Source organism: Devosia nitrariae, from assembly GCF_030160115.1.
Lineage (GTDB): Bacteria > Pseudomonadota > Alphaproteobacteria > Rhizobiales > Devosiaceae > Devosia > Devosia nitrariae.
The window spans coordinates 309,652-333,534 of record NZ_BSNS01000020.1 but is presented as its reverse complement, the minus strand read 5'-3'; the positions used below and the strand labels follow the sequence as shown (position 1 = coordinate 333,534).

22 protein-coding genes are annotated in these 23,883 nt (G+C 63.7%); 11 read left to right on the top strand and 11 right to left on the bottom strand.

Annotated elements, in window-relative coordinates; translation table 11 throughout:
• Position 1: 1 nt before the first annotated feature.
• The 3 genes from QQK18_RS18795 to QQK18_RS18785 all read right to left on the bottom strand — a co-directional run bounded on the left by QQK18_RS18795 (position 2) and on the right by QQK18_RS18785 (position 3,150).
• Positions 2-859, bottom strand: coding sequence for a carbohydrate ABC transporter permease (locus QQK18_RS18795; RefSeq protein ID WP_284341899.1), 858 nt, complete (start codon positions 857-859; stop codon positions 2-4).
• Positions 856-1,788, bottom strand: a complete 933-nt coding sequence (locus QQK18_RS18790) for a carbohydrate ABC transporter permease (protein ID WP_284341898.1) — start codon at positions 1,786-1,788, stop codon at positions 856-858. The genes QQK18_RS18795 and QQK18_RS18790 overlap by 4 nt, the downstream gene beginning before the upstream one ends.
• A gap of 108 nt (positions 1,789-1,896) precedes the next feature.
• On the bottom strand, positions 1,897-3,150 hold the full coding sequence (locus QQK18_RS18785) for a sugar ABC transporter substrate-binding protein (protein ID WP_284341897.1): 1,254 nt from the start codon (positions 3,148-3,150) through the stop codon (positions 1,897-1,899).
• Positions 3,151-3,342: 192 nt separating this feature from the next.
• On the opposite strand from QQK18_RS18785, the gene QQK18_RS18780 reads away from it, so the two are divergent.
• The 3 genes from QQK18_RS18780 (at position 3,343) to QQK18_RS18770 (ending at position 8,732) form a co-directional block, all read left to right on the top strand.
• Positions 3,343-4,569, top strand: a complete 1,227-nt coding sequence (locus tag QQK18_RS18780; RefSeq protein ID WP_284341896.1) for an ROK family transcriptional regulator — start codon at positions 3,343-3,345, stop codon at positions 4,567-4,569.
• A gap of 13 nt (positions 4,570-4,582) precedes the next feature.
• Entirely contained in the window at positions 4,583-6,964 is a 2,382-nt protein-coding gene (locus tag QQK18_RS18775) for a PIG-L family deacetylase (RefSeq protein WP_284341895.1), read from the top strand.
• A gap of 139 nt (positions 6,965-7,103) precedes the next feature.
• Positions 7,104-8,732: an aminotransferase class V-fold PLP-dependent enzyme gene (locus tag QQK18_RS18770; RefSeq protein ID WP_284341894.1), complete on the top strand. Its 1,629-nt coding sequence runs from the start codon at positions 7,104-7,106 to the stop codon at positions 8,730-8,732.
• A gap of 7 nt (positions 8,733-8,739) precedes the next feature.
• Here the strand turns inward: QQK18_RS18770 and QQK18_RS18765 are convergent, their stop codons facing one another.
• Entirely contained in the window at positions 8,740-9,387 is a 648-nt protein-coding gene (locus QQK18_RS18765; protein WP_284341893.1) for a ThuA domain-containing protein, read from the bottom strand.
• Positions 9,388-9,450: 63 nt separating this feature from the next.
• Complete coding sequence (locus QQK18_RS18760; RefSeq protein WP_284341892.1) at positions 9,451-10,668, bottom strand: ROK family transcriptional regulator; 1,218 nt, start codon at positions 10,666-10,668, stop codon at positions 9,451-9,453.
• Positions 10,669-10,864: 196 nt separating this feature from the next.
• Between QQK18_RS18760 and QQK18_RS18755 the strand changes: the two genes are divergently transcribed.
• The 5 genes from QQK18_RS18755 (at position 10,865) to QQK18_RS18735 (ending at position 16,260) form a co-directional block, all read left to right on the top strand.
• Complete coding sequence (locus QQK18_RS18755) at positions 10,865-12,160, top strand: extracellular solute-binding protein (RefSeq protein ID WP_379995811.1); 1,296 nt, start codon at positions 10,865-10,867, stop codon at positions 12,158-12,160.
• A 70-nt stretch (positions 12,161-12,230) separates the two neighbouring features.
• Positions 12,231-13,172, top strand: a complete 942-nt coding sequence (locus tag QQK18_RS18750) for a carbohydrate ABC transporter permease (RefSeq protein WP_284341891.1) — start codon at positions 12,231-12,233, stop codon at positions 13,170-13,172.
• Complete coding sequence (locus QQK18_RS18745; protein ID WP_284341890.1) at positions 13,165-14,040, top strand: carbohydrate ABC transporter permease; 876 nt, start codon at positions 13,165-13,167, stop codon at positions 14,038-14,040. Before QQK18_RS18750 ends, QQK18_RS18745 begins: the two co-directional genes overlap by 8 nt.
• Before the next feature lie 36 nt (positions 14,041-14,076).
• Positions 14,077-15,138: an ABC transporter ATP-binding protein gene (locus QQK18_RS18740; protein ID WP_284341889.1), complete on the top strand. Its 1,062-nt coding sequence runs from the start codon at positions 14,077-14,079 to the stop codon at positions 15,136-15,138.
• 228 nt (positions 15,139-15,366) lie between these two features.
• On the top strand, positions 15,367-16,260 hold the full coding sequence (locus QQK18_RS18735) for a hypothetical protein (protein ID WP_284341888.1): 894 nt from the start codon (positions 15,367-15,369) through the stop codon (positions 16,258-16,260).
• A 150-nt stretch (positions 16,261-16,410) separates the two neighbouring features.
• Here QQK18_RS18735 and doeB read toward each other — a convergent pair whose 3' ends face one another.
• The 6 genes from doeB to ehuB are packed head-to-tail and all read right to left on the bottom strand — an operon-like array spanning position 16,411 to position 21,195.
• Positions 16,411-17,400: a N(2)-acetyl-L-2,4-diaminobutanoate deacetylase DoeB gene (gene doeB, locus QQK18_RS18730; protein ID WP_284341887.1), complete on the bottom strand. Its 990-nt coding sequence runs from the start codon at positions 17,398-17,400 to the stop codon at positions 16,411-16,413.
• The gene (locus QQK18_RS18725; RefSeq protein ID WP_284341886.1) at positions 17,400-18,125 is read right to left on the bottom strand and encodes a GntR family transcriptional regulator; all 726 of its coding nucleotides are present in this window, start codon (positions 18,123-18,125) and stop codon (positions 17,400-17,402) included. Before QQK18_RS18725 ends, doeB begins: the two co-directional genes overlap by 1 nt.
• Positions 18,122-18,916 carry an ectoine/hydroxyectoine ABC transporter ATP-binding protein EhuA gene (ehuA, locus tag QQK18_RS18720; protein ID WP_284341885.1) on the bottom strand — a complete coding sequence of 265 codons (795 nt, stop codon included), beginning with the start codon at positions 18,914-18,916 and terminating at the stop codon, positions 18,122-18,124. Before ehuA ends, QQK18_RS18725 begins: the two co-directional genes overlap by 4 nt.
• Complete coding sequence (gene ehuD, locus QQK18_RS18715; protein WP_284341884.1) at positions 18,913-19,578, bottom strand: ectoine/hydroxyectoine ABC transporter permease subunit EhuD; 666 nt, start codon at positions 19,576-19,578, stop codon at positions 18,913-18,915. The genes ehuA and ehuD overlap by 4 nt, the downstream gene beginning before the upstream one ends.
• Positions 19,578-20,306: an ectoine/hydroxyectoine ABC transporter permease subunit EhuC gene (gene ehuC / locus QQK18_RS18710; protein ID WP_379995802.1), complete on the bottom strand. Its 729-nt coding sequence runs from the start codon at positions 20,304-20,306 to the stop codon at positions 19,578-19,580. Before ehuC ends, ehuD begins: the two co-directional genes overlap by 1 nt.
• 31 nt (positions 20,307-20,337) lie before the next feature.
• Positions 20,338-21,195: an ectoine/hydroxyectoine ABC transporter substrate-binding protein EhuB gene (gene ehuB, locus QQK18_RS18705; RefSeq protein ID WP_284341883.1), complete on the bottom strand. Its 858-nt coding sequence runs from the start codon at positions 21,193-21,195 to the stop codon at positions 20,338-20,340.
• 223 nt (positions 21,196-21,418) lie between these two features.
• On the opposite strand from ehuB, the gene eutB reads away from it, so the two are divergent.
• The 3 genes from eutB to QQK18_RS18690 are packed head-to-tail and all read left to right on the top strand — an operon-like array spanning position 21,419 to position 23,870.
• Positions 21,419-22,396 carry a hydroxyectoine utilization dehydratase EutB gene (gene eutB / locus QQK18_RS18700; RefSeq protein WP_284341882.1) on the top strand — a complete coding sequence of 326 codons (978 nt, stop codon included), beginning with the start codon at positions 21,419-21,421 and terminating at the stop codon, positions 22,394-22,396.
• Positions 22,389-23,381: a cyclodeaminase gene (locus tag QQK18_RS18695; RefSeq protein ID WP_284341881.1), complete on the top strand. Its 993-nt coding sequence runs from the start codon at positions 22,389-22,391 to the stop codon at positions 23,379-23,381. Before eutB ends, QQK18_RS18695 begins: the two co-directional genes overlap by 8 nt.
• A 3-nt stretch (positions 23,382-23,384) precedes the next feature.
• Positions 23,385-23,870, top strand: a complete 486-nt coding sequence (locus QQK18_RS18690; protein ID WP_284341880.1) for an Lrp/AsnC family transcriptional regulator — start codon at positions 23,385-23,387, stop codon at positions 23,868-23,870.
• Positions 23,871-23,883 lie beyond the last annotated feature (13 nt).

Sequence of the window (23,883 nt, the reverse complement as noted above, 5' to 3'; positions counted from 1 at the left end):
CTTAACCCTTGAGGCCGGCGAGCATGACGCCGCGCACGATGTAGCGCTGGAGCAGCAGGAAGACGAGGAGCGTCGGGATAGTGGCAAGCGCCGCTCCGGTCATGATCATCTCCCACTGGATCGATTGCTCGACGGCAAAGCTCGAGAGACCCACGGGCAGAGTATAGAGCTCGCGCGAAGTGGTGACGATCAGCGGCCAGAAGAAGGCCGTCCAGTTGCCGAGGAAGGTGAAGATGGCGAGCGCCGAGATAGCCGGGGTGACCATGGGCATGGCGATCTTCCACCAGATGGTGAATTCGTTGAGCCCGTCGACACGTGCCGCCTCCAGGAAGTCGTTGGGCACGCCCTCGAAGAACTGCTTCATCAGGAAGGTGCCGAAGGCGGTCATCATTCCCGGGAACATGATGCCCCAATAGCTGTCGATCCAGCCGAGCTGAGAGGACATCAGGTACCAGGGGATGACCAGCATCTCGGTCGGGATCATCAGTGTCGAGAGGATGGCAAGGAAGACGAAGTAGCGCCCGCGAAATTCGAACTTGGCCAGCGTGTAGCCGACGAGGCTATCGAAGAAGACGTTGGAAACCGTCACCGCCAGCGCAACGAAGGTCGAGTTGAGAAACCAGCGCAGGAACCGCCCGTCCGAGACCACCCGGATATAGTTGTCCAAGGTCGGAGCCGCAGGAATGAGACGGAGGTCATAGACCTGTCCGGCGGTCTTGAGCGAGGTCGAGAACATGTAGAGGAGCGGCGTGACCATGATCAGTCCGCCGATGAGGAGCAGCGTCCAGGTGATCACGCGACCGGGCCGGATGTTGCGGCCGTTGGCGGCGAGTTCCGAGGAAACGGTGGCAGCGGTCATTTCTGTTCCCTCAACACCCAGAGCTGCATGAGCGAGACGACGAGAAGGATGGTGAAGAGCACCACGGTCTGCGCGGCTGCGTACCCCATCTGGTAGGACGAGAACGCCGTCTGATAGATCATCAGCACCAGGGGCTTGGTGGAGTTGAGCGGACCGCCGGGATCATTGGTGGTCATGTTGTAGACCTGGTCGAAGATCCGCAGGAACCCGATGGATGAAAAGACCACGAGGAAGACCGTCGTCGGTTTAAGGAGCGGCAGGGTGATCTTGCGCAGGATCGCCCAGTCCCCGAGCCCGTCGATCCGCGCCGCCTCGTAGAAAGTCGACGGGATCGCCCGCAGGCCGGCTATGAAGATGATGATCTGGAAGCCGAGGCCCGCCCAGATGGCCGTGACCATGATGGCGGGCAGAGCCTGCTCGGTCGAGCGCAGGAAAGGTTGGGACGGCAGGCCGAAATTGGCCAGCAAGCCATTGATCATGCCGATCGGGACCGGCTGATAGAACCAGCGCCAGACCCACGCCATGGCGGCAGCAGTGGTCAGGAACGGCAGGAAATAGAGTGCACGGATGAACCCGTGCATGAAGCGGACCCGATCGAGGTAGTAGGCAACGACGAAGGAGATGACGAGGCTGACCGGCGCACCGATGATCAGATAGGCGAAGGTGTTGCGGAACACCTGCCAGAACTGGGGATCAGCGAACATGCGCTGGTAGTTGGCGATGCCGATGAACTGGGCGGGGCGCAGCAGATCCCAGTTCGTGAACGACAGCCAGAAGGCCTGAAACGTCGGGTAGAACCGAATGCCCACATAAAAAACGATCGGCACCGCCAGGAAGGCCCAGGCCCACATGACGCGCTTCTGTCTGATGGTGAAACGATCCCACAACCTCGCTTCGACTGCCGGGCCGGTACCCGTTACCGAGGACATCGTCACAACCCTTTCACTCACCAGGCGACGTACAGGAAAAGCACGCACCAGCCTTCGATCGCGACTGACAGAGGTGTCGGCGCCGAATGGCGCCGGCACCTCGTGAGCCTAGCGGCTGTAGAAGGCGTCGAGAATGGCTTGTTCCTGGGCAGCGGCCTCAGCGAGTGCCGCAGCCGGTTCCTGGCCCTGGATCGACATCCGGGCCTCCATGTCGATGGCGACCTGGCGCTGGGCGGCTTCATCCACAAATTGGGTGGTGTGGGCGTATTCAAGCCCCTTGAGGAAGGGACCATAGATCGGGTCCGCCAGATTTTCCTCGGTCAGGGCCACTTCCTGACGGGCGGGCAGCTCGCCCACCACCGCGAGCCAGATCTCCATCGCTTCAGGTGAGGAGACGTAGGCAAGGAACTTCTCCGCCGCCGCGAGCTCTTCTCCTGACGCGCCTGCGCCGATGGCGTTGGCGAAATAGCTCGCGTAGTTCGAGCGCATTCCCTCGTCATTGGCGGGAAGTTCGGTCACGCCCCATTCGAAGGATTCGATCGAGTCGAACGCGCCGAGACGGAAAGTGCCGTCGATGGACATCGCGGCCATGCCGGCGCGGAACGCGGCCTGCGGCTCGTCCATGAAAGCGATCTGGGTGACGATATGAGTGCGGTAGAGATCGGCCTGCCATGTGGTGGCGGCGATACCTGCTTCGTCGTTATATGTGACCGTGCGGCCGTCATCGGAATAGGGCTGGCCGCCGAATTGGCGAATGAGGCCTTCGCGCCACCAGTGGTGATCCTGGGCGGCCATGCCCATGGCGATACCGACCGAGGTGATGTTGCCGGCACCGTCGCGCTTGACCGTGGCTTCGGCCGCAGCCAGCAGTTCGTCGAGCGTCTGCGGCGGATTATCCGGATCAAGGCCGGCTTCCTCGAACAGGGCCTTGTTATAGAAGAGCGCGAGCGAGCGCACGGCAGTCGGCAAACCGTAATAGTCCTCGCCACGCTTCATGGCGGAGACGATGGGGAAGAACTCGGATTCGATCTCCTCGTGCGGGAACACTGCGGGATCGAGCGGCTGGATCAGCTGACCCGCAACGAAGTTGTCGAGCCAGCCATAGAAGAGTTGCACCACATCCGGCCCCTGGCCGGCAACCTTGGCGGCGACGACGCGCGTCTGGTAGTCGGCATAAGGGAAGGTCACATGCTTGACCGTGATGTCGGGATTGGCGGCCTCGAAGTTGGCAATGAGCTGGTCCATCGCCTGCACGCGTGTGTCGAACACGTACTGCCAGTATTCGATTTCGACCGCCTGGGCGGACCCGAGCGCCATAAAGCTGATGCCGGCGGCGAGGCCGGCGAGTTTGGCTTTTTTCATAAGGATACCTCCGTTGCGCCCCACCCGAGATACCGGGCGAGCGATCTCCCTGCGAGAAGGGCGTTCCCCGCCATTCCAGAGCTAGAGCGTCAACGAAATGACACGCTCTTGTCAATAAAATAAGCTACTTGAGTTATTTTCTGCGCGAGTCCACTCTCCCCGCGAAACGCCTGTATTCGAGGGAGGCGGAGGTTGAACGATCCGGGCACGCGCAACCTGCGGCATAAGGTGGCGATCGGGTACAATTCCGAACGCAATCGCGCCCACAACCGCCGCGTGGTGCTGGAGGTCATCCGCCTCCACGGGCATCTCGGGCGAACCGAGATCGCGCGCCGCGCCCAGCTCACTGCCCAAGCCGTCGCCAATATTGTCGAGGAACTGCTCGACGAGGGCCTTCTGGTCGAACTCGGGCGGTTGCGCTCCGGACGCGGCCAGCCGCCGATCCAGTTCGCCGTCAACCCCGATGGGCCTCTGACAGTCGGCATCGAGATCGCTGCCGACCATATGGTGACTGTCCTCGTCGACCTTGCCGGGGGTGTGCGGGCACAATCGATCAGTCCGTTGAAAGACACCGGTCCCGAGGTAGTGCCCGATATCGTCGCCAACGAGGTGAAGCGCCTGCATGCCACTCTCGGCGCCAGCCCCTCGCGACTCCTGGGCATCGGCGTGGTGATGCCCGGCCCCTTCGAGATCGAAGGCATGAGCTCGGTCGGACCGGCAACGCTTTCCGGTTGGACCGGCGTCGATCCAGCCGGGCTCATTGCCGAGGCGACCGGCGAACCCGTGGTCGTCGAGAACGACGCGACCGCCGCTGCCGTCGGCGAACGGCTCTATGGCGCGGCGCGACAGGTGCGCAACTTCTGCTATCTCTATTTTGGCGTAGGTCTAGGCCTCGGCACCATTCAGGACGGGCGTCCCTTGCGCGGCGCCTTCGGCAATGCCGGCGAGATCGGTCATGTCGGGCTTGTGCCGCGCCAAGGCCGCACCGTCTACGGGCCCGCCGGAGCGTTGGAACGCTTCGTCTCCGTCTATGCCTTGCGCGAGCGGCTGGCGCTGGCCGGCATCTACGCGGCCGGTGTCGAGGACATCCAAAAGCTGCACGACCAACGCGACCCGACCCTTGCCGAGTGGGTGGTATTGGCTGCCGACTACCTCGCCCCCACGGTCGCTCTGCTCGAGAACGTCTTCGATCCTGAAGCGGTGGTCTTCGGCGGAGGATTACCCGATTGCGTATTCGATGCGGTGATCGCCGCACTCGATCCGCTGCCCATTTCCGTCGCGACGCGCCAGCAGCGGACCACGCCGCGCGTGCTGCGCGGACAGACCGGACAATTGACCGCCGCGCTCGGCGCTGCGGCACTGCCCTTGCTCGATACGGTATCTCCCCACCTCAGCGTCGCCGCCGGCGCCTCAATCTAGGTTTGGACATTTCATGCTGACCGACCGCGAACGTCTACGCCTCCGCATGGCCCACCCGGCTCTCGTCTCACTCCACCGCGCGCTTACGCGCCTCACCTCCACGTTGACCGTGATGCACACGGGCGCACATCCGGACGACGAGCGGAGCGGGCTTGTGGCGCTCATGCGGGTCTCCATGGGGATGCGCACGGTCGTCGCCTGCTCGACGCGTGGAGAGGGTGGGCAAAACAGCCTCGGGCGCGAGCAAGGCGGAGCCCTCGGCATCCTTCGTTCGCGCGAGATGGAGGAGGCAGCGAAGGCCATCGATTCCGATATCGTTTGGCTCGGGCATGGACCTGACGATCCCGTCCACGATTTCGGCTTCTCGAAATCCGGAACCGACACCCTCGCGCGTTGGGGGCGCGAGCGCATCATAGAACGGCTGGTGCGTGCCTATCGGCAGGAGCGGCCCGATATCGTTATTCCGACCTTTCTCGACGTTCCCGGCCAGCATGGCCATCACCGCGCCATGACCGAGGCGGCGGAAGCCGCCATTGCGCTTGCCGCCGACCCTCAGGCCCATCCGGAGCACTTTGCCGAAGGTCTTGCTCCATGGCGGGTCGCCAAATTCTATCTGCCCGCGTGGTCGGGCGGAGGTGAAACCTATGATGATGAGGTTCCCCCGCCACCGGCGACCGTCACGGTTGCCGCGACGGGCCCCGATCCGGCCACCGGCCTCTCCTTCGACATGCTGGGCGAGTTCTCGCGCGCCTTCCATGCGAGCCAGAAAATGGGACGCTGGCGCACTACGCCTCAGACGCGCTGGCCGCTGCACCTGAAGCACGGGCCGGGTCCGGAGCGGGACATCCGGGACAACCTGCCGGCAACGCTTGTCGACTGTGCCGAGACGATCGGAGGTCAGGCCGCGGAGTACTTGCACGCGGCACAGTCAGCCATTGAGAACGCGATTTCCGCATTCCCCGCGCCCGAAGCTGTCATCGAGGCGCTCTCGGCAGCGAAGGCCTGCCTCGCCTCGGCGCTGGATACGCCTGTCGCCGCCGACATGGCGCACCGACTGAAGCGCAAACAGCTCGAGTTGGACGCGGCGCTGTCGGTGGCGGCCGGCTGCATGGCAACGGCCTGGGTTGAGCCAGCGCAGCTTGCGCCCGGCGGCGAGGGCGTAGTGCATGTCGCCATCGAGACGGGATCGGCCGCCACTATCAACGTTGGCCTTGCGACGGCGCCATTCATCTCCTCAGGCGAAGCGGCCGCGGACGGCCCCCTCTGGCATATTCCCGTGCGTATCGCTGCGGATGCGCCGGTAGGCAATGGCTTCCTCCCCGGCTTCTCGAGCCTGGGCGGCAACGGGCCCGTTGGCGTCGTGCTCGAGGCGACGATTGGGGGGCAGCGGGTTAACTGGCACATCGACCTCGAGGACGGCGTCCAGATCCTTCCCTCCCATACCGTCGCGATCGACCCTGAAGCGCTGATCGCGCCCCTGCCTGCTGCGGGAGAGACACACACGGTCGGTATCCGTTCCGATGCGCCGCTGGAACGCCTCGGCATCGAAAGCACGCGACACATCGTTGTCGCGCCGTCTCCAGGCGGGCTCGGCATCACGCTGCAGCCCAGCCTCCCCGCGGGCCGCCATACCCTGCCCGTGCGGATCGACGGGGCCGAGGCGTTCAGCCTCACGCCCATTTCCTACCCCCATATCGGACGTGTCCAATTCCTGCGTCCGCAGAAGCTGGATGTGCTGGCACTCGACTTGGCAATGCCCAAAGCACGGATCGGTTATGTCGGGGGTAGCGCCGACCGGGTCGGCTTGTGGCTTCAACGCATGGGCGCCGACGTCACAGTCCTTGATGAACCCGTGCTGGCCGGCGATCTTTCCGCGTTCGATACGATTGTCATTGGCATCTTCGCCTTCGGGACGCGACCGGACCTCAGCACGGCGACCCGGCGTCTCCACCGTTGGGTCGAGGATGGGGGCCACCTCGTCACCCTCTACCATCGCCCATCCGACGGCTGGTCCCCCGAGGAGACGCCACCGCGCCGACTGGTGATCGGCTCACCGTCACTGCGCTGGCGCGTGACTGATCCGGCGGCACCGGTCACCATTCTGGCGCCGGATCATGTGCTCCTCAGCGGGCCAAACCGGATCAGTTCGGCAGATTTCGATGGCTGGAACAAGGAACGTGGCCTCTATTTCGCCTCGCAGTGGGACGAGGGATATGAGCCGCTACTCTCGATGAACGACGCGGGCGAAAAGCCGCTTCTCGGCTCCCTGCTCTCGGCAGCGATCGGAACTGGCCGGTATACGCATGTGGGTCTCCTGCTTCACCATCAGCTCGACCGGCTGGTGCCCGGCGCATTCCGGCTCCTCGCCAACGTAGTGCAGCCCGCCCGCCTGTGATGACCGCCGGCGCCACTGCGCAATATTTCGCCGAGGCTGCACAACTGGGTCACGTTTTCCCTGGATTTCGCGATCTGTGCAAGTTTTTGCTTCAAATATCCTTGCGGAGGGTACATTATACCTCAGTAAGGAGATCGTCATGTTGGTTGCCATTCCGCAACGCGCCGAAGGCTTGATCCGCCGTATCCGCGGCGCTCTTATCGGAGGTTCAACAACGATCGCGGGCCCCTTCGGCCCTCGGCGGCTCGTCTATGCCGACTACACCGCTTCCGGCCGGGCGCTTGACTTCGTCGAGACGGCGGTGATGACGCAGGTGCTGCCGACTTACGCCAACACCCACACCGAGACATCCTATACTGGGCTGCAGACGACCCGCCTGCGCGAGCAGGCGCGCACCGTCATCCGCAGCGCTGTCGGGGCAGACGAGCGGCATGCGGTCATCTTCTGCGGCTCGGGGGCGACGGCGGCAGTCAACAAGCTCGCGAACCTTGTCGCCCTTCGGTATCGCGATGCTGAGGCTGCGCAGACCATCGTCTTCGTCGGCCCTTATGAGCACCACTCCAATGAACTCGTCTGGCGCGAGTCCGGAGCGCAGGTCATGCGCATCCCGCTCGATGCGCACGGGCGGCTCTGCATGGAAACGCTGGAACGCGAGCTTGCCGCGGCCCGCGATGTGCCGCGCCGCATCGGCAGCTTCTCGGCCGCCTCCAACGTCACAGGCCTTCGCACCGACATGCGGGCTCTGGCAAGACTGCTGCACCGGCACGGGGCCGAGTTCTTTGCCGACTTTGCCGCCGCGGCGCCATATCTGCCGATCGACATGGGCGAATCAACACCTGGCGCCGGCGACCACATCGACGCGATCTTTCTCTCGCCGCACAAGTTCGTCGGCGGTCCCGGGGCCTCGGGCGTTCTGGTCGCGGACCGGCGCCTGCTGCAAACCCCGGTGCCGAGCGTGCCGGGCGGCGGCACCGTCGCCTATGTTACCGCCCGCTCCCATCGCTACCTTGCCGACGAGGAGCGGCGTGAGGAAGCGGGCACACCCAACGTCATCGGCGACATCCGCGCAGGTATGGTAATGCAGCTGAAGGCCGAGATCGGCGCAGGAACCATCGAGGCCATCGAAGCGGCAACGGTTGCGCGGGTGCTCGACGCCTGGGGACGCGAGCCTGACATAGAGGTCTTCGGACCCAGTGAGCGCGACCGTCTCGCTATCTTCTCCTTCAACATCCGCTGTGGCGCGCGCTACCTCCATCCCAATCTGGTCGTCGCGCTGCTCAACGACCTTTTCGGCATCCAGGCACGCGGCGGATGCTCCTGCGCCGGTCCTTATGCGCATGACCTGCTGGGGATCGATGATGCCCGGGCAGCCGAATATGATGGATTGGTGCAGCGGGGCCTCAGCGCCTACCGCCCGGGGTGGGTGCGGCTCAACTTCAATTTCTTCCTCGAAGACGCCGAGGTCGCGTTCATTCTCGATGCGGTGCGGTTCATCGCCCGCCATGGCCGCCGGTTCCTTGGGGCCTATCGATGCGACACTGCCTCCGGCCGCTGGCGCTATGGCGGCGAGGCGCGGGAGCCGGCGCTCGCCTTCGCCGATCTCTGCCGTTGGGGCGAGGCCGCCGAACCCGCACAAGAGCCGGCGCCTGGATTTGCCGACTGCCTTGCCGAGGCGCAAGCGATCGTCGAGGCGCTACCACCGGTCGCCGCACCCGTGGCGCCTGCCGATGCAACACGGTGGTTCGCCCTTGAGGGCGATGCAGCCTAGCGCACCGCTAGGCATCGCGTGCCGCCCAGTTGAGGCCACGGCGCAGGATGGTGCGCATTTGCGGCACTTCGAACTCTCTCGAGACATGGCCGAGTGAGGAATAGAAGACCCTGCCCTTGCCGTGATGCCGCTTCCAAACGACCGGCATGGTCACGCCGTTGATCCAATAGGCGTGCTCACCCGAGAACGTCGTAGTGGCCAGCACCTCGTTCGAAGGATCCACGTGCATGTAGTATTGCTCGGACCGATAGGGAAAGCTCTCGATGCCCTCCATTATCGGGTCGTCTGGCCGGCTGATGTCGACGCGATAGTCGATGATGTTGCCTGGGTGGGCCACCCACTGCCCGCCCACCATGAATTGATACTCCACCGCCTCCCGGAAAGCGTCGGCCATGCCGCCGTGGTAGCCGCCCAAGCCAACCCCGCCCTCGACCGCCGCCCGGAGGTTGGAGAGTTCCTCCTTTTCAATCTTGCTCATGGTGAAGATCGGAACGATGAGGCTCAGATCGTGAAGGGCTGGATCGGCAAAGGCTTCGGTGGTGTTCTCGACATAGACCTTGAAACCGTCCTCCTCCAGCATGGCACGGATGATCTGCGCGCACTGCTCCGGCTCGTGACCGCTCCAGCCGCCCCAAACGATCAACGCCTCTCTCATGACTGCTCTCCTCCTTTTCCCTGATGACTGTTCTGGCGTGCCGGCAAGGCCGACACACGGCCTCTAGAGGGTGCTGCGCAGAGCCGGGCCGGTCGTGCTCCATGGCGACCCGTAGAGCTCGCTCAACGCTACGGCCGCCGCGCCGCGGGCCCACAGCTCGTCGCCCGCTTCGTCGATGATGATCTGGCTGACCTCGCGCAGCGGCGCGGACAGGGCGCGCTCGAACGAGGCCTGCAGCGGATCGAGCAGACTCCTGCCGAGCGCAAGGCTCGAGCCCACCAGGATGACGCGTGGCGGAGCGAACAGCCCGACGAGATTGGCGATGGCGATGCCCAGGGCCTCTCCGGCCCGACTGGCGGTGGCGGTAAAGCCGTCATCGCCCTCGGCCAGCAGGCGCTGCACGTGGTTCATGCCGCGCCCTACCCGCATGGCCTCGCGCAGCCGCAGGTCGGCATGCTCGCCATCCAGAATCGCCCGCTCGCTGGCAATATCGGACAGGCGCTCCGACTGGACTGTGGAAACCCCCATCATCATGTGTCCGAGATCCAGGCTCAGCTCACGCGCGCCGCGAAACAACTGCCCGCCATGCATCACGCCGAGGCCCAGTCCCTCTTCCATGGAGACAAGCACGAAATCATCGCAGTCACGCGCGCGGCCGAACCAGTGCTGGGCCATGGCCATGGCGTTGGCGTCGCTCTCAGCGATGGTGGCTATTCCCAGCCGCTCGGCTATGTAGGTTGCGAGTGGCACGTCGACGTCGCGGAAGACAGGGCTTGATCGCACCCGGCCCGATCCATGCTCAACGACCCCTGGGACCGCGAGCGCAACGGTGTGGATATCGGCGAGTGCAAGACCGGCGTCGAGCACGCAGCGTCGCACGCCGTCTTCCACCAGGTCGGCAACCACCGGCAGCGGCAGGCGGTCGACCCGTACCGGCAGGGTGAGATGGGCGAGGATGTCGCCCTGGAAGTCGGTCACCACGAACACCAGGCGGTTGGTGGCGATCTTGGCGCCGACCACCCGTGCAGCTGAGGCGTTGAGGGTCAGCATCACCCGTGGCCGGCCCCGATTGCCGTTGCTGTCGCTGCGTAGGCCGCCTTCGTGGTGCGGGGTGATCAGCTCGTCGTCGAGCAGCGCGGCGGTGATGGCCGAAATGGTGGTGGCCGATAACTGCGTACGTTCGCCGATCTCGACGCGGGAAATGGAGCCGGCCCGACGAATGGTATCGAGCACATGGAACCGGTTGATGGCGCGCATCAGCTCAGGATCGGCGGTTTTCATACCAAGCCCCGTCTTCCGCCCATTTAATCAACAAGGCGGACTAATTTTTCTGTTTCTTTTGCACAGGGTTGGGCGAATGCACAAGAGCGCAGCCGAAAAGCCCTCCAGGAAAGGCCGCCTCCTTCTTGACAATCGTACCTCAACGCGCGCTAATTAATTTGTAATCAGGACTAATCAGTCCGATCGGGAGGATCTCATGACCATGCTTTTTGGCCGCCTGGCGCGGCATCGGCTTGCTATTGCCCTAAGCGCGGCGACGCTGTTAGTGGGTATTTCTTCGGCATCGGCACAATCGGTGATCAAGTGGCTGCATCTGGAGGCCAATCCGGACCGCTTGGCTGTGTGGCAGGACATCGCCGCGCAATACGAGGCCGAGCATCCCGACGTCAAAATCGAGTTCCAGTTCCTCGAAAACGAGGCGTTCAAGGCCAAGCTTCCGACGCTTTTGCAGTCGAGCGAGGCGCCGAGCATGTTCTACACCTGGGGTGGCGGCGTGCTGAAGGCGCAGACCCAGACCGGCGCGCTGCGCGACCTGACAGAAGCCATGGATGCCGATGGCGGTGCGTGGCGCTCGACCTTCTCGCCGGCCGCGGTCGATGGCCTCAGCATCGACGGCAAGGTCTGGGCAGCGCCCTTCCAGTGGGGACAGGTCTCCTTCTTCTACAACAAGGCGCTGTTCGAGCAGGCCGGCGTCGATGCCTCCGCCATCACCACCTGGCAGGATTTCCTCGATGCGGTCCAAACGCTCAAGGATGCCGGTATCACCCCGATCGCCGGAGGCGGCGGAGACAAGTGGCCGATCCACTTCTATTGGTCCTATCTCACCATGCGGGAACTCGGCAAAGACGGTTTCGCGGCGGCTAAGAATGGCGGGGGCTTCACCGGTGACGGCTTTGTCCGCGCCAGCGAAAATCTGATCGAGCTCGGCGCTCTCGAGCCCTTCCAGGAAGGCTATCTCGGCGCCACCTGGCCGGATACTCAGGCCGTGTTCGCCGACGGTCGCGCCGCGATGATCCTCGGCTTCCAGAACACCGCGACACCGCAGATCCAAGCGCAGGCGGCCACCGATGGCGAAGGGTTGTCCGGCGACCAGATCGGTCGTTTCCTCTTCCCGCTGGTCGAGGACGCCCCGGGCGTGATCACCGACGAATTCGGTGGGCTCAATGGCTGGGTCGTCACCGCCAATGCGCCGCCGGAAACCGAAGATTTCCTCAAATTCTATCTTAGCCAGGACAACGCACGGCGCCTGGCTGCCGAAACCAGCATCCTGCCCACGACGCTCGGTGCAGAGGATGGCGTGGTCGACCCGTTCATGCGGGAAATCGTCACCGAGATGGGCGGCGCCACCTGGCACCAGAACTATCTCGACCAGGATCTCGGCCCCAATGTCGGGCGGGTGGTCAACGACATGTCCGTGGAACTGGTCTCAGGCCAGATCTCAGCCGAGGATGCCGTGCAGCAGATTCAGGACGCCTTCTCGCTCGAGATGTAATCGCCTGGCTGCCACGCTTTCCGGCGTGGCAGCCATCCGACTCCGAGGCAGTTATCGGGAGGCCCGACTGATGAGCCAGACCAGCTCGGTGGCCGATGCGGCGCCAGCGGTGACGCGTTCACCTTCCATCGCACGCGCGAAGCGCAGCCAGATCCGCGGCAAGTTGCCGGTGCTGGTACTGTTCCTGCCACCGGCGCTGCTATTGTTCACCGTCTTCGTCATCCTGCCGATGGGCGAGGCAGCCTGGTATTCCTTCTACAACTGGAACGGCTATGGCCTGCCGGACCAGTGGATCGGCACCCGCAATTACGAGCTGATCTTCAACAACGGCGCCTTCCGCCAGGCCTTGATCAACAACGGCCTCATCATCCTCATTTCCATCCTGGTGCAGATTCCGCTCGCGCTGTGGCTCGCCACGATGGTGACGCATCGCATCAAAGGCGCGGTGGCCTTCCGGCTGCTCTTCTTCCTTCCTTATGTCCTTGCAGATGTCGCCGCCGGCATGATCTGGCGCTTCGTCTATGACGGACAGTTTGGTCTCGTTGCCGGCATCTTCAACTCCTTCGGCATGGACGCGCCGTTCTGGCTGGCCGACCGGCAGGTCGCCTTCTATGCGGTCCTCGGCGTCATCGTCTGGAAGTATTTCGGCTTCCATATGATGCTGTTCGTCGCCGGCCTCCAAGCCATCGACAAGAACGTGCTGGAAGCGGCCGATATCGACGGCGCCACCGGCTGGCAGAAGTTCTTCCGCGTCACGCTGCCCCTTCTCGGCTCCACCGTGCGCCTGTCGGTGTTCTTTGCCGTCGTGGGCTCGCTGCAGCTCTTCGACATGATCATGCCGCTGACCGGCGGTGGGCCGTCCAACGCCACCCAGACTATGGTCACCTTCCTCTATACCTTCGGCGTGATGCGCATGCAGGTCGGGTTCGGCTCGGCGGTGGGCGTGGTGCTGTTCATCATCTGCGTCACCCTGGCCTTCAGCTACAAGCGGGTCTTCATGAAAAATGACTGATACGACAGCCCCCATCGATGCAGCTGCTGGGTCCTCGGGTGGCCGCAGCGTCGCCTTCCGGACCAAGATCTACCTCTATGCGAGCCTGATAATCGTCGCCGGCGTCGTGATCATTCCCCTGGTCATGACGGCGCTCGGCGGCTTCAAAACGCTCGGCGAATTGCGCGGCAATTCGTTCGGCCTGCCGCACGAATGGCAATGGTCGAACTACGCCGATATCCTGATCAGCCAGCGCTACTGGCTGCAGATGGGCAATTCGCTACTCATCGCGGTGCTGACCGTGTTCCTGACGCTGATGCTGTCGTCGATGGCCGCCTTCACCTTCGCCCACGTCAAGTTCTTCGGCTCGGGGTTCCTGCTCAACTATTTCCTCGTCGGACTGATGTTCCCCGCTGCAACCGCCATCCTGCCGCTCTTCATCCGCATCCGGGATCTCGGGCTGCTCGATACCTATTGGGGCGTGGTGTTGCCGCAGGTCGCTTTCGGCCTCGGCATGAGCATCCTCCTGTTTCGCAACTTTTTCCGAAACCTGCCCAGCGAACTGTTCGATGCCGCCTTTGTCGATGGCGCGGGCTATCTGCGCTTCTTCTGGAGCATCACCCTGCCGCTCAGCCGTCCGATCATCGCCACGGTCGGCATCATTTCGTTCGTCGGCAGCTGGAACAGCTACATCCTCCCGCTCATCATGCTCAATTCCGAGAGCAAATATCCCTGGCCGCTTGGCATCATGGTCTATCGCGGCGAGTTCAGCACCGATTGGCAACTGATCCTGGCTTTTGTCACCCTCACCCTTTTGCCGACGGTCATCGTTTTCTTTGCCGCGCAGAAGCACATCATTGCCGGTCTGACGGCCGGCGCCGTCAAATAGCCCCTGGGTCCAGGTCCTCGGGCAAGGAGAGCAGCCATGGCTGGATTGGAACTGCAGAACATCGCCAAGAGCTATGGCACCGTCTCGGTCATCGAGGGCATCAACCTTTCGGTCGCCGATGGCGAGTTCGTCGCCCTGGTCGGCCCGTCCGGTTGTGGCAAGTCGACCATCTTGCGCATGGTCGCGGGGCTGGAGGACATTACCGGCGGCGATATCGCCATCGGGGACAAGATCGTCAACGATCTCACCCCGCGCGAACGCAACATCGCGATGGTGTTCCAGACCTATGCGCTCTACCCACATATGAGCGTCTTCAAGAACATGGCGTTCAACCTAGAGCTTTCCGGGAAGCCCAGGGCCGAAATCAATGCGCGCGTGAACCAGGCCGCGCGCATGCTGGAGCTCGAGTCCCTTCTCGAGCGCAAACCGAGCCAGTTGTCCGGCGGCCAGCGCCAGCGAGTCGCCATGGGCCGCGCCATAGTGCGTGACCCGGCGGTGTTCCTGTTCGACGAGCCGCTCTCCAACCTCGATGCCAAGCTGCGTGTGCAGATGCGCAGTGAAATAAAGGCACTGCACAAGAAGGTGGGCGTGACCTCGATCTACGTGACCCACGACCAGGTCGAAGCCATGACGCTGGCCGACCGCGTAGTCGTGCTCAATCACGGCGTGATCCAGCAACAGGGCTCGCCGATGGAGCTCTATCGGCGGCCCGCGAACCTCTTTGTTGCCGGCTTCATCGGTTCGCCGGCCATGAATTTCTTCGAGGCTACCGTCGAGGACAACACCGCCCGCACCGCAACAGGCCTTGCCTTCCCCTTTACTCTCGCCACGTCGGTCACTGCCGGTCAGCGAGTGATCGTGGGCATTCGCCCTGAACATTTCCAGACCGGATCCGGGTCTTACAAAGGGGATGTGACGTTCGTCGAGCCAACGGGCGGGCAGACTTTTGTTACCCTTGACCTAGGAGGTCATCCGACGGTGGTCCTGGTCAGCGGCGAGCATGACATCAACAGCGGCGAAACGCTCACCGTGGGGGTGCCCACCGAGCGCACTTACGTGTTCGACACCGCCACCGGCCAACGGATCAGCCAGCACTAACTCGGGAAGTCCGCCAAACCTCCGAGACCAGCACGGTTGAAGCGCGCCTGCCTCATTATGCACATAATTCCCCTAGCGTTCGGAACAAATTCCATCCGTTCCCGGTTGATGAGACACCGTAGTCAACCAAGAAGGCGCTAGCGATGAATTCGATCATCTATCTCGTCGGCCTCGTCGTCGTGGTTCTTGCCATCCTGTCGTTCCTCGGTCTCGGTTGAGGAGAACGAAATGGCACGCGCGACTGTTACTGAGGCGCCCTCTGGCGTCGCCGTCGTCGAAACGGCGGGAGAACGCGACAAATCCTCTTATGTGGACTGGCCGGCCATCATCGCCGGCATTGTTCTGGCATCGGCCATCTCCATTCTCTTTCTGAGCTTCGGCTCCGCCGTGGGCCTAAGCTTTGTCGGTTTCGAGGCGCGGGAAGGCGCGCCGGCCTGGCTCATCGCCATCGCGGCGGCAAGCTGGCTGCTGTGGACACAGATCTCGAGCTTCATGGTGGGCGGCTACCTTACCGGGCGGCTGCGCCGCAGGGCGTTAGACGCCACCGAGGAGGAAAGTGACATGCGCGATGGTGCCCATGGCCTCCTGGTCTGGGCAGGTGCCGCCGTTATTGGCGCCTTCTTCGCGCTTGCCGGACTAACCACTGCGGTCAATACCGTCGGCGCAGCCGCCGCCACGGTCACGGAGGCGGCGGGGAACGCGGCCGAAGGATCGATCGACCCCAACGCCTATTTCGTCGATACGCTGTTCCGCACGGAACAACCGACCGATGCGACGACGGCGCGCGCCGAAGCGGGCCGGATCTTTGCTCAGGCAGCGCTTGGTGACGGCACCGTTCCCGATGCCGACCGCGCTTATCTCGCGACCCTCGTCGCCGCCAATACCGGCCTCGCGCCGGAAGAGGCGACGGCTCGAGTCGATGAGGTAATCGGCAACGTGCAAGTTGCACGCGAGCAGGCGATCGATGCGGCGCGGATTGCGCGCAACACCACCGTGATCGGTGCCTTCATCGTAGCCGCCGCGCTGCTGGTCTCGGCCATCGGTGCCTATTGGGCGGCACAGAAGGGCGGCGATCACCGCGACAGGAACCTCTACTTCGCCGACGTGTTCCGCAGGTTTTAGGCAAGGAGGAAGCCATGTTCAGAGGTCTGGCCTTGTGGCTCCTGGGGGTGCCCATCTGGCTGATCATCATCATCTTTCTGGTGACGTGAACGAGCGGCGGGGAGCGATCCCCGCCTCTTTCGTTGCCGCTTGAGCAAGAGGGCAGCGCCCTCAAACCAGTGTGGCAACCACGCCCAGACAGTCGCCGATGCCGATCAGACCCGGCGCGTGGCGGGCAGCCAGGATACCGGAGAGACGGGCGTGATAATCCACTGGTGCCTCGCCGGTGCGGGTCGCCGAATGAACGCGGGCAATGACGTCGCCTGCCGCCACCCGATCGCCGAGATCGACACAGGGCTCGATAAGGCCGTCGGTTTCCGAGAAGACGAAGCAATCGGCTGACGGCATGTCGAGGCGGGTGGAAGGAGATTGGACCACCTCGCCCGCCAGGATGCCCGAGTGGATGAGGACGTTGCGTACGCCGCGCTTGGCTATGGCGATGCTGCGGGCCGTGGCGGTGCCGGCGCCGCCGAGCTCGGTGGTGACGAACACCTTGCCCAATTCCTCGGCCGCCGTATCCAGCATGCCGACAGCATCGATCTCGAGCATGGTCATCGAATAGGGAGCTCCGAACGCGTCGCGCGCCGCATGGCACCGCGCCTCGTGCTCTTGGTCAGGCAATGCATGCGCGGCAGCGAAGGGCACGAAATCGAGGGTTTTGCCACCCGAGTGGAAATCCAGAACGACATCGGCAAGTGGCAAGAACTGCCGCTGCACGAAGTCGGCGATCTTTTGGCTCACGGTGCCGTCTGGCTGGCCGGGGAAGATGCGGTTCATGTTGGCGGCGTCGATGGGCGAGAGGCGGCGGCCAGCGCGGAAGGCGGGATAGTTGAGGAACGGGAGGATGATAACCCGGCCGCTGACATCGGCGGGATCCAGCGAGCGCGCGAGGTCGACGAGAGCGACCGGTCCTTCATATTCGTCCCCGTGACTGGCGCCGGTCAGAAGTGCCGTCGGCCCCTCGCCGTTGCTGACCACGGTGATGGGGATCATGAGATTGCCCCAGGCGCTTTCATCGCGGCTCCAGGGCAGGCGCAGGAAGCCGTGCTGAACCCCGCCGGCATCGAAGTCGACGGTTGGGACGATCGGAGAGGGTTTCATCAGGTGGTCTCGGCTTGGTGGGTCTGCACGTAGCGCTGCATGCGGGTGAAACTCATCGAGATGTGGGCGCGGCGCAGGTGCCCCACGGACTCGAGATCATTGATCTGCATGGCGGCGAGGATCTCGGCCATCTCATCTCGGAACGCCGCGAACTCTTCGGCCAGGTTCAAGACCGGCAGGAGCTTCAGAACGATACGCGAGGTCTGGAAGTAGAGCCGCTCGCTGATCTCACGCAACGGGACGTTCCCGGTCATGGCGCTGATCTCGGCGAAGAACGCCATGTTGAGGCGGGCGAATTCGGCATGATCGGGTTGAGCCGAGATCTCGTCGCAGCGCGCGATGAGGGCGCGCACGCGCTCGAGATCGGCCTCGGTGCGCGGGATGGGAGAGAGCCTACCGGCAAGCACTGCCAGTTCGCGGCGCAGATGGTAGACTTGGGCCAACTGCTCGAGGTCGGCATCGGTAACGATGGTGCCGACACCATGCATGATTTCGACCATGCCCTCGCTCTCGAGCCGGGTAAGGACCCGACGGACGGGGGTACGGCTGACCGCGAATTCCTCTGCAATCTCTTCTTCCGAGAGACGCGTGCCGGGCGGATACTCCAACAGGCAAATGCGGTCGCGCAAGGTCATGTAGATACGGTCCGACCGCTCCCGCGCCGATGCGGTGACGCGATCGGGCGCAGCCTTCCTGGCTGCACCAGCGGGCTCGACAATGGTCATGTCGCTTCCAGGACCGCACTGAGAAACTGCTTTGTGCGTTCATTCTCCGGCGCGCCGAAGATCTGCTCGGGCGGCCCCTGCTCACAGATCTTGCCGCTGTGGAAAAAGCATACGCGATCGGCGAACTCCTTGGCGAACCCCATCTGGTGGGTGACCATGAGCATGGTCAGATCAAGCTCGGAGCCGAGCTTGCGAATGACATTGAGCACCTCCCCGATCAGTTCCGGATCGAGGGCCGAGGTGACCTCGTCGAACAGCATGACTTTGGGACGCATCGCAAGCGCCCGCGCAATGGCGACGCGCTGCTGCTGGCCGCCTGAAAGCTGGCCGGGATAGTGATTGAACTTGTCCCCGAGGCCGACCATCTCGAGCAGCTCGCAGGCGCGCGCCCGGGCTTCCGCCTTCGGCATCCTGAGCACGGTCACCGGGGCTTCCATGCAGTTCTGCACGGCGTTCATGTGCGGAAACAGGTTGAAATGCTGGAACACCATGCCGATCTTGCCGCGCTGCCGGCGCAGGTGCGCGGCGTTGGCAGGGACGAGCTGGCCGTCCCTCTCCATGTGTGTCAGCGGTTCGCCGTCGAGCCAGATGATGCCGTCGTTGATCCGCTCCAGCGTCATCAGCATGCGCAGCACAGTGGTCTTGCCGGACCCCGAAGGGCCGATGATCGCGACCTTCTCCCCTGCCCCGAATTCAAGATCGAGGCCATCCAGCACCACGAAGGAGCCATAGCTTTTGGTGACGTTTTCGAAGCGCACCATCGGTGTTCCGTTGGAATCCGGCGCGGTCATGGTCGTATCCCCCTCAGGGCGATCCTTCTTTCAACATAGCGGATAAGCGCTGCTGCGATCAGGCTCATGACGAGGAAGAAGGCGCCGGCAATGGTGATCGGCTCGATATAGCGGAAAGTCTGCGAACCGAGAATTTTGGCGCGCTGCATCAGCTCCATCACCGCGATGGCCGAGAGCAGCGGCGTTTCCTTGAAAAGGGCGACGAAATAATTGCCGAGCGCCGGGATCACCGGCGGGATGGCCTGCGGAATGATCACGTCGCGGAAGGTATGGAAGGGGCTGAGGTTGAGCGCGGTCGAGGCTTCCCACTGGCCGCGCGGCACGCCTTCGAGGCCCGCGCGGTAGACCTCCGAGCAATAGGTCGCATAGTGCACGCCCAGCGCGATCACCCCGGCCACAAAGGCATCTAGCGTCACGCCGAATTCGGGAAAGACGAAATAGAGGAAGAAAATCTGGATGAGGAGCGGCGTCGAGCGGATGAATTCGACGACAAGCCCGGTGGGGACAGCGATGATCGGCAGCGGCGACGTCCGCAGGATTGCGAGGAGCAGACCGAGCGTTGCCGCGAGGACGAAGCCGAGCAGAGTCGCCTGGATGGTCACGATCGACGCCTGCGCCAGTATGGGCAGGATGGAGAGGGCGTAGCTCCAATCCCAGACCATCAGTGCGCCCTCCCCCTGGCGACCGCGCCGGCGGCCTTCGCCTCGAGCGCGCGCATGCCGACCGTGATGATCATCGAGATGGCGAGATAGAGCAGCAGCACGATGATGAAGATCTCGACCGTCCGGAAGGTCGTCTGGTTCATCTGCTGAGCCCGGAAGGTCAGATCTGCAATGGTGATGAGCGACACCAAGGAGGTGGATTTCAATAATTCGATCAGGAGGTTGCCCCAGGGCGGGATCATCGCGACGAAGGCCTGCGGCAGGATGACCCGGCGGAGCGCCGCGGCGCGGCTCATGTTGAGGGCGATGGTGGCTTCCCATTGGCCGCGCGGCACGGCTATGATGGCGCCGCGCACCACCTCGGCGCCGTAGGCGCCGATGTTGAGCCCGAGTGCGAGGATCGCGACCAGCAAGGGCTCAAGTCTCACCCCGAAATGGGGGAGGACGAAGAACATCCAGAACAACTGCACGAGCGCCGACGTGCCGCGGAAAAGCTCGATGTAAGTGATGGCGAGCCAGCGCACCGGCGCTGGCCCGTAGAGCTTGGCGAGCGCGGCGATCACCGCACACACCAAGGCCAATACGGCGCCGGCTACAGTGATCTCGACGGTGATCAGCGCGCCCTGCAGGAGTCCCGGCAGGAACTCCCGGAACCCCGCAAACGACGCGATGGCGAGGCCGGCGAGGAAGGCCATGATGGTGCTGACGAGGAGTAGCCTCTGCGCCATCTTTGCTCTCCGTTACCGGCCGCGCCGCATCTTACTCGCCGGCACAGAGTTCGGCGGTCGTTTTGGTCGGCATGTAGTCTGCCCCAAAGCCGTGCGGGGTGACCAACGCCAGATGCTCTTCCGAGCCGAGGAACGTCTCGAGTTCAGCATTGAACGCCTCGAGCAGGTCCGTGTCCTCTTTGCGGAAGGCGACGGCGCCGTGCCCGACCACCGACTTGCCCGCGACCTCGCCGAACGGTTTCACAGCTTCCGTTTCAGGATTCTTGGAGGCCATGTCGGCTATAGAGAGTGCGGTCAATGCGGCAGCGTCCGCGCGTCCCGCGGTGACGGCGGCAACGAGACTGGCCTGATCGGGCAACAGGACGAGCTGGGATTCAGCAACGCCGGCATCAGCCGCATAGCCGGCCTCGACCGCGCCCGCCATAACGGCGAGCTTCAGGTCCGGGTTTTCGGCAAAGGTCGCGTAGTCGACGATCTCCTTAGGATTGCCTTTGGCGACCAGCATGCCCTGCCCGATGCCATAGGTCGGCTCGGAGAAGGCCACCTGCTCGCAGCGCGCTGGATTGACGAACATACCGGCGGCGACGATGTCGAAGCGGCCAGCCTGCAGGCCCGGGATCAGCGAGCCGAATTCGGTCAGGACGCCATCCACCTGCGGAACGCCGAGCTTGGCCATGATGGCCTTGACCACCTCGGGGGATTCACCCGTCAGCGTGCCCGCGGGCGTTGCGAAGCCAAACGGGGCTTCATTGGCAAACCCGACACGGATAAAGCCAGCCTCCTTGGCCGCGTCCAGGGTCGACTGCGCTTGCGCAGCGCCAGCGAGAGTCAAAGTCGTGGCAGCGGCAATCAAGGCAATGAGAGCGCGCCGTCTTACGGTCGGTTTCATCTTGTGCGTTCCTTTTTGTCCACGAGGCACCAACAGCTTCCGATAGCTTTTGCGCGGCAACCGAGCCCCCAGCCGGATGCGGCGAAATCGAGCCTGCCCCAAGAATGTCGTATTTGCAATAGTTGTGCACATCATTTCATGTCAGAATTGTATTTTGCTTGATTTCAGGGCAGCTTGGCGACAGATTGGACGTTAGATGTACACATCTCATCGCAGGTAGACGATGGATCTCCGGGCTTTCGAAGACGCGCAAGCGGCGATCAAGAGTATCGCCTGCCGCACGCCTTTGGTTGAGACGCCGGAATTTTCCGATGGCGGTCGCCGCGTCCTCTTAAAGCTCGAAACCGCTCAACCCACCGGCGCCTTCAAGCTACGCGGCGCGGCAAACGCTCTCTCGCGCCTCTCCCCGCAGGAAGCGGCGCGCGGCGTGGTCTGCGCCTCGACGGGCAACCATGGCCGGGCGCTCGCCTACGCGGCGGACCGGCTCGGCATTCCCGCGACGGTCTGCATGTCGAAACTGGTCCCCCAGAACAAGATCGAGGCTGTTCGCAAGCTTGGCGCCAAAGTCAGCATCGTCGGCAAAAGCCAGGACGACGCGCAGGCGGAGGTCGACCGGCTGGTGTCGCAGCAAGGTCTCGTCGAAATCCCGCCATTCGACCACGCCGCCGTCATCGCCGGCCAAGGTACGATCGGGCTCGAGATCCTCGAGGATGCGCCGGAAACCGACACTATCCTCGTGCCGCTGTCGGGTGGAGGATTGATCGCCGGCATCGCGGCTGCGGCAAAAGCGAAGGCGCCGGGCGTGCGGGTAATCGGCCTCAGCATGGAGCGCGGCGCGGCGATGGCGGCGAGCCTTTCGGCTGGGCATCCGGTCGATGTGGTCGAGGAACCGACGCTCGCGGATTCGCTGGGCGGCGGCATTGGCCTTTCCAATAGGCATACGTTCTCCATGGTCCGGGACTTGGTCGATGACATTGTCCTCCTCACCGAGACCCAGATCGCTGCTGCCATGCGGACGCTGTTCCTCAAGGCGGGATGGGTGGCCGAAGGAGCCGGTGCCGTGGGCATTGCGGCACTGATCGAACCGGGGCTCGCCGAGCTCGGACGCAATGTTGCAGTGGTTATTTCGGGCCGCAACGTCGACATGGACGTGTTCCGCGCCGTCATCGACGGCAAATCGCCGGAGGCATCGGATGCCTGACGTCACCATCCTTACCGAGCGCGATCTGCGGGCATGCGTCGCCCTCGACCCTGGCTCGGTCGATATCGTCGAGGGCGCGTTCGCGGCCCTTGCCGGAGGCGGCGTCGTGATGCCGCCGATCCTCTCGATGGCCATCGCCGAAAAGCACGGCGAGGTCGACGTCAAGACAGCCTATGTCCCCGGCCTCTCGGGTTTTGCCATCAAAGTCAGTCCCGGCTTCTTCGACAATCCCAAGCGGGGCCTCCCCAGCCTCAACGGCCTGATGATCGTGCTGGACGCGGAGACCGGCATCGTCAAGGCCGTGCTGCTCGACAACGGCTATCTCACCGACGTGCGGACCGCCGCGGCGGGGGCCGTGGCGGCCCGGCATCTCGCGCTCGCCAATGTCGAGACGGTCGGAGTGATCGGGGCCGGAGTGCAAGCCGAACTGCAGATCGAGGCACTAGCGCTCGTGCGGCCATTCGCCCGCCTGCTGGTCTGGTCGCGCGATACTTCGAAGGCGAACGCCTACGCCGATCGGATGACGGCTCGACTCGGCAGACCGGTGGCGGTTGCCGAAACCCCGGAGGCCCTGGTGCGTCAGAGCCAGGTGGTGGTGACGACGACCCCGTCGCGGTCACCGCTGATCCGCGCCGAATGGATGCACCCCGGATTGCACATCACTGCGATGGGCTCGGACTCGAGCGAGAAGAACGAACTCGATCCGTCAATCGTCACGGCTGCCGACCGGTTCGTGTGCGATCGACTGGCCCAATCCAGGGTGGTGGGCGAGCTGCGCTCGGCGATTGCGGCGGATCTCGTTGGCCCCGACCACATGGCCGACGAGCTCGGCGCCATCTGTGCCGGCCATGTGCCCGGCCGACGGTCGGACGACGAGATCACCGTTTGCGACCTGACGGGGACCGGCGTGCAGGATACCTCCATCGCGGTGCACGCACTCGACGTCGCCCGCGCCCGCGGCCTCGGCCAGACCGTGGAGAGCTGAGCAATGGCTCTGGACAGCTATGATCGGGCGATCCTCAAGGCCCTGCAGCGCGATGGCCGCATCACCAAGGCCGGACTTGCCGAGAGGGTCAACCTGACGCCGAGTCCGGTCTGGGAGCGGCTGAAGCGCCTCGAGGCGAGCGGGGTTATTGCCGGCTATGCCGCGCGGCTCTCGCTCAAGAAGCTGGCGCCCGTCACCACGGTGATGGTCGAGGTCGTGCTCAAGCAGCATCGGGCTGCCGATTTCGAGCGCTTCGAGAGCCGCATCCGGGCAACGCCCGAGGTCATCGACTGCCAGGCGACCGGCGGCGGCATCGATTATGTGATGAAGGTCGTGGTCCGCGACATCGACGCCTATCAACGACTGATGGACGACCTCCTGGAAAGCGGCCTCCAGATCGAGCGCTATTACAGCTACGTGGTGACCAAGTCGGTCAAGGACAATGCCGAATTGCCGCTCGATGCGCTCCTTGGCGGAGACACGGCATGAGCGCGACACGCCA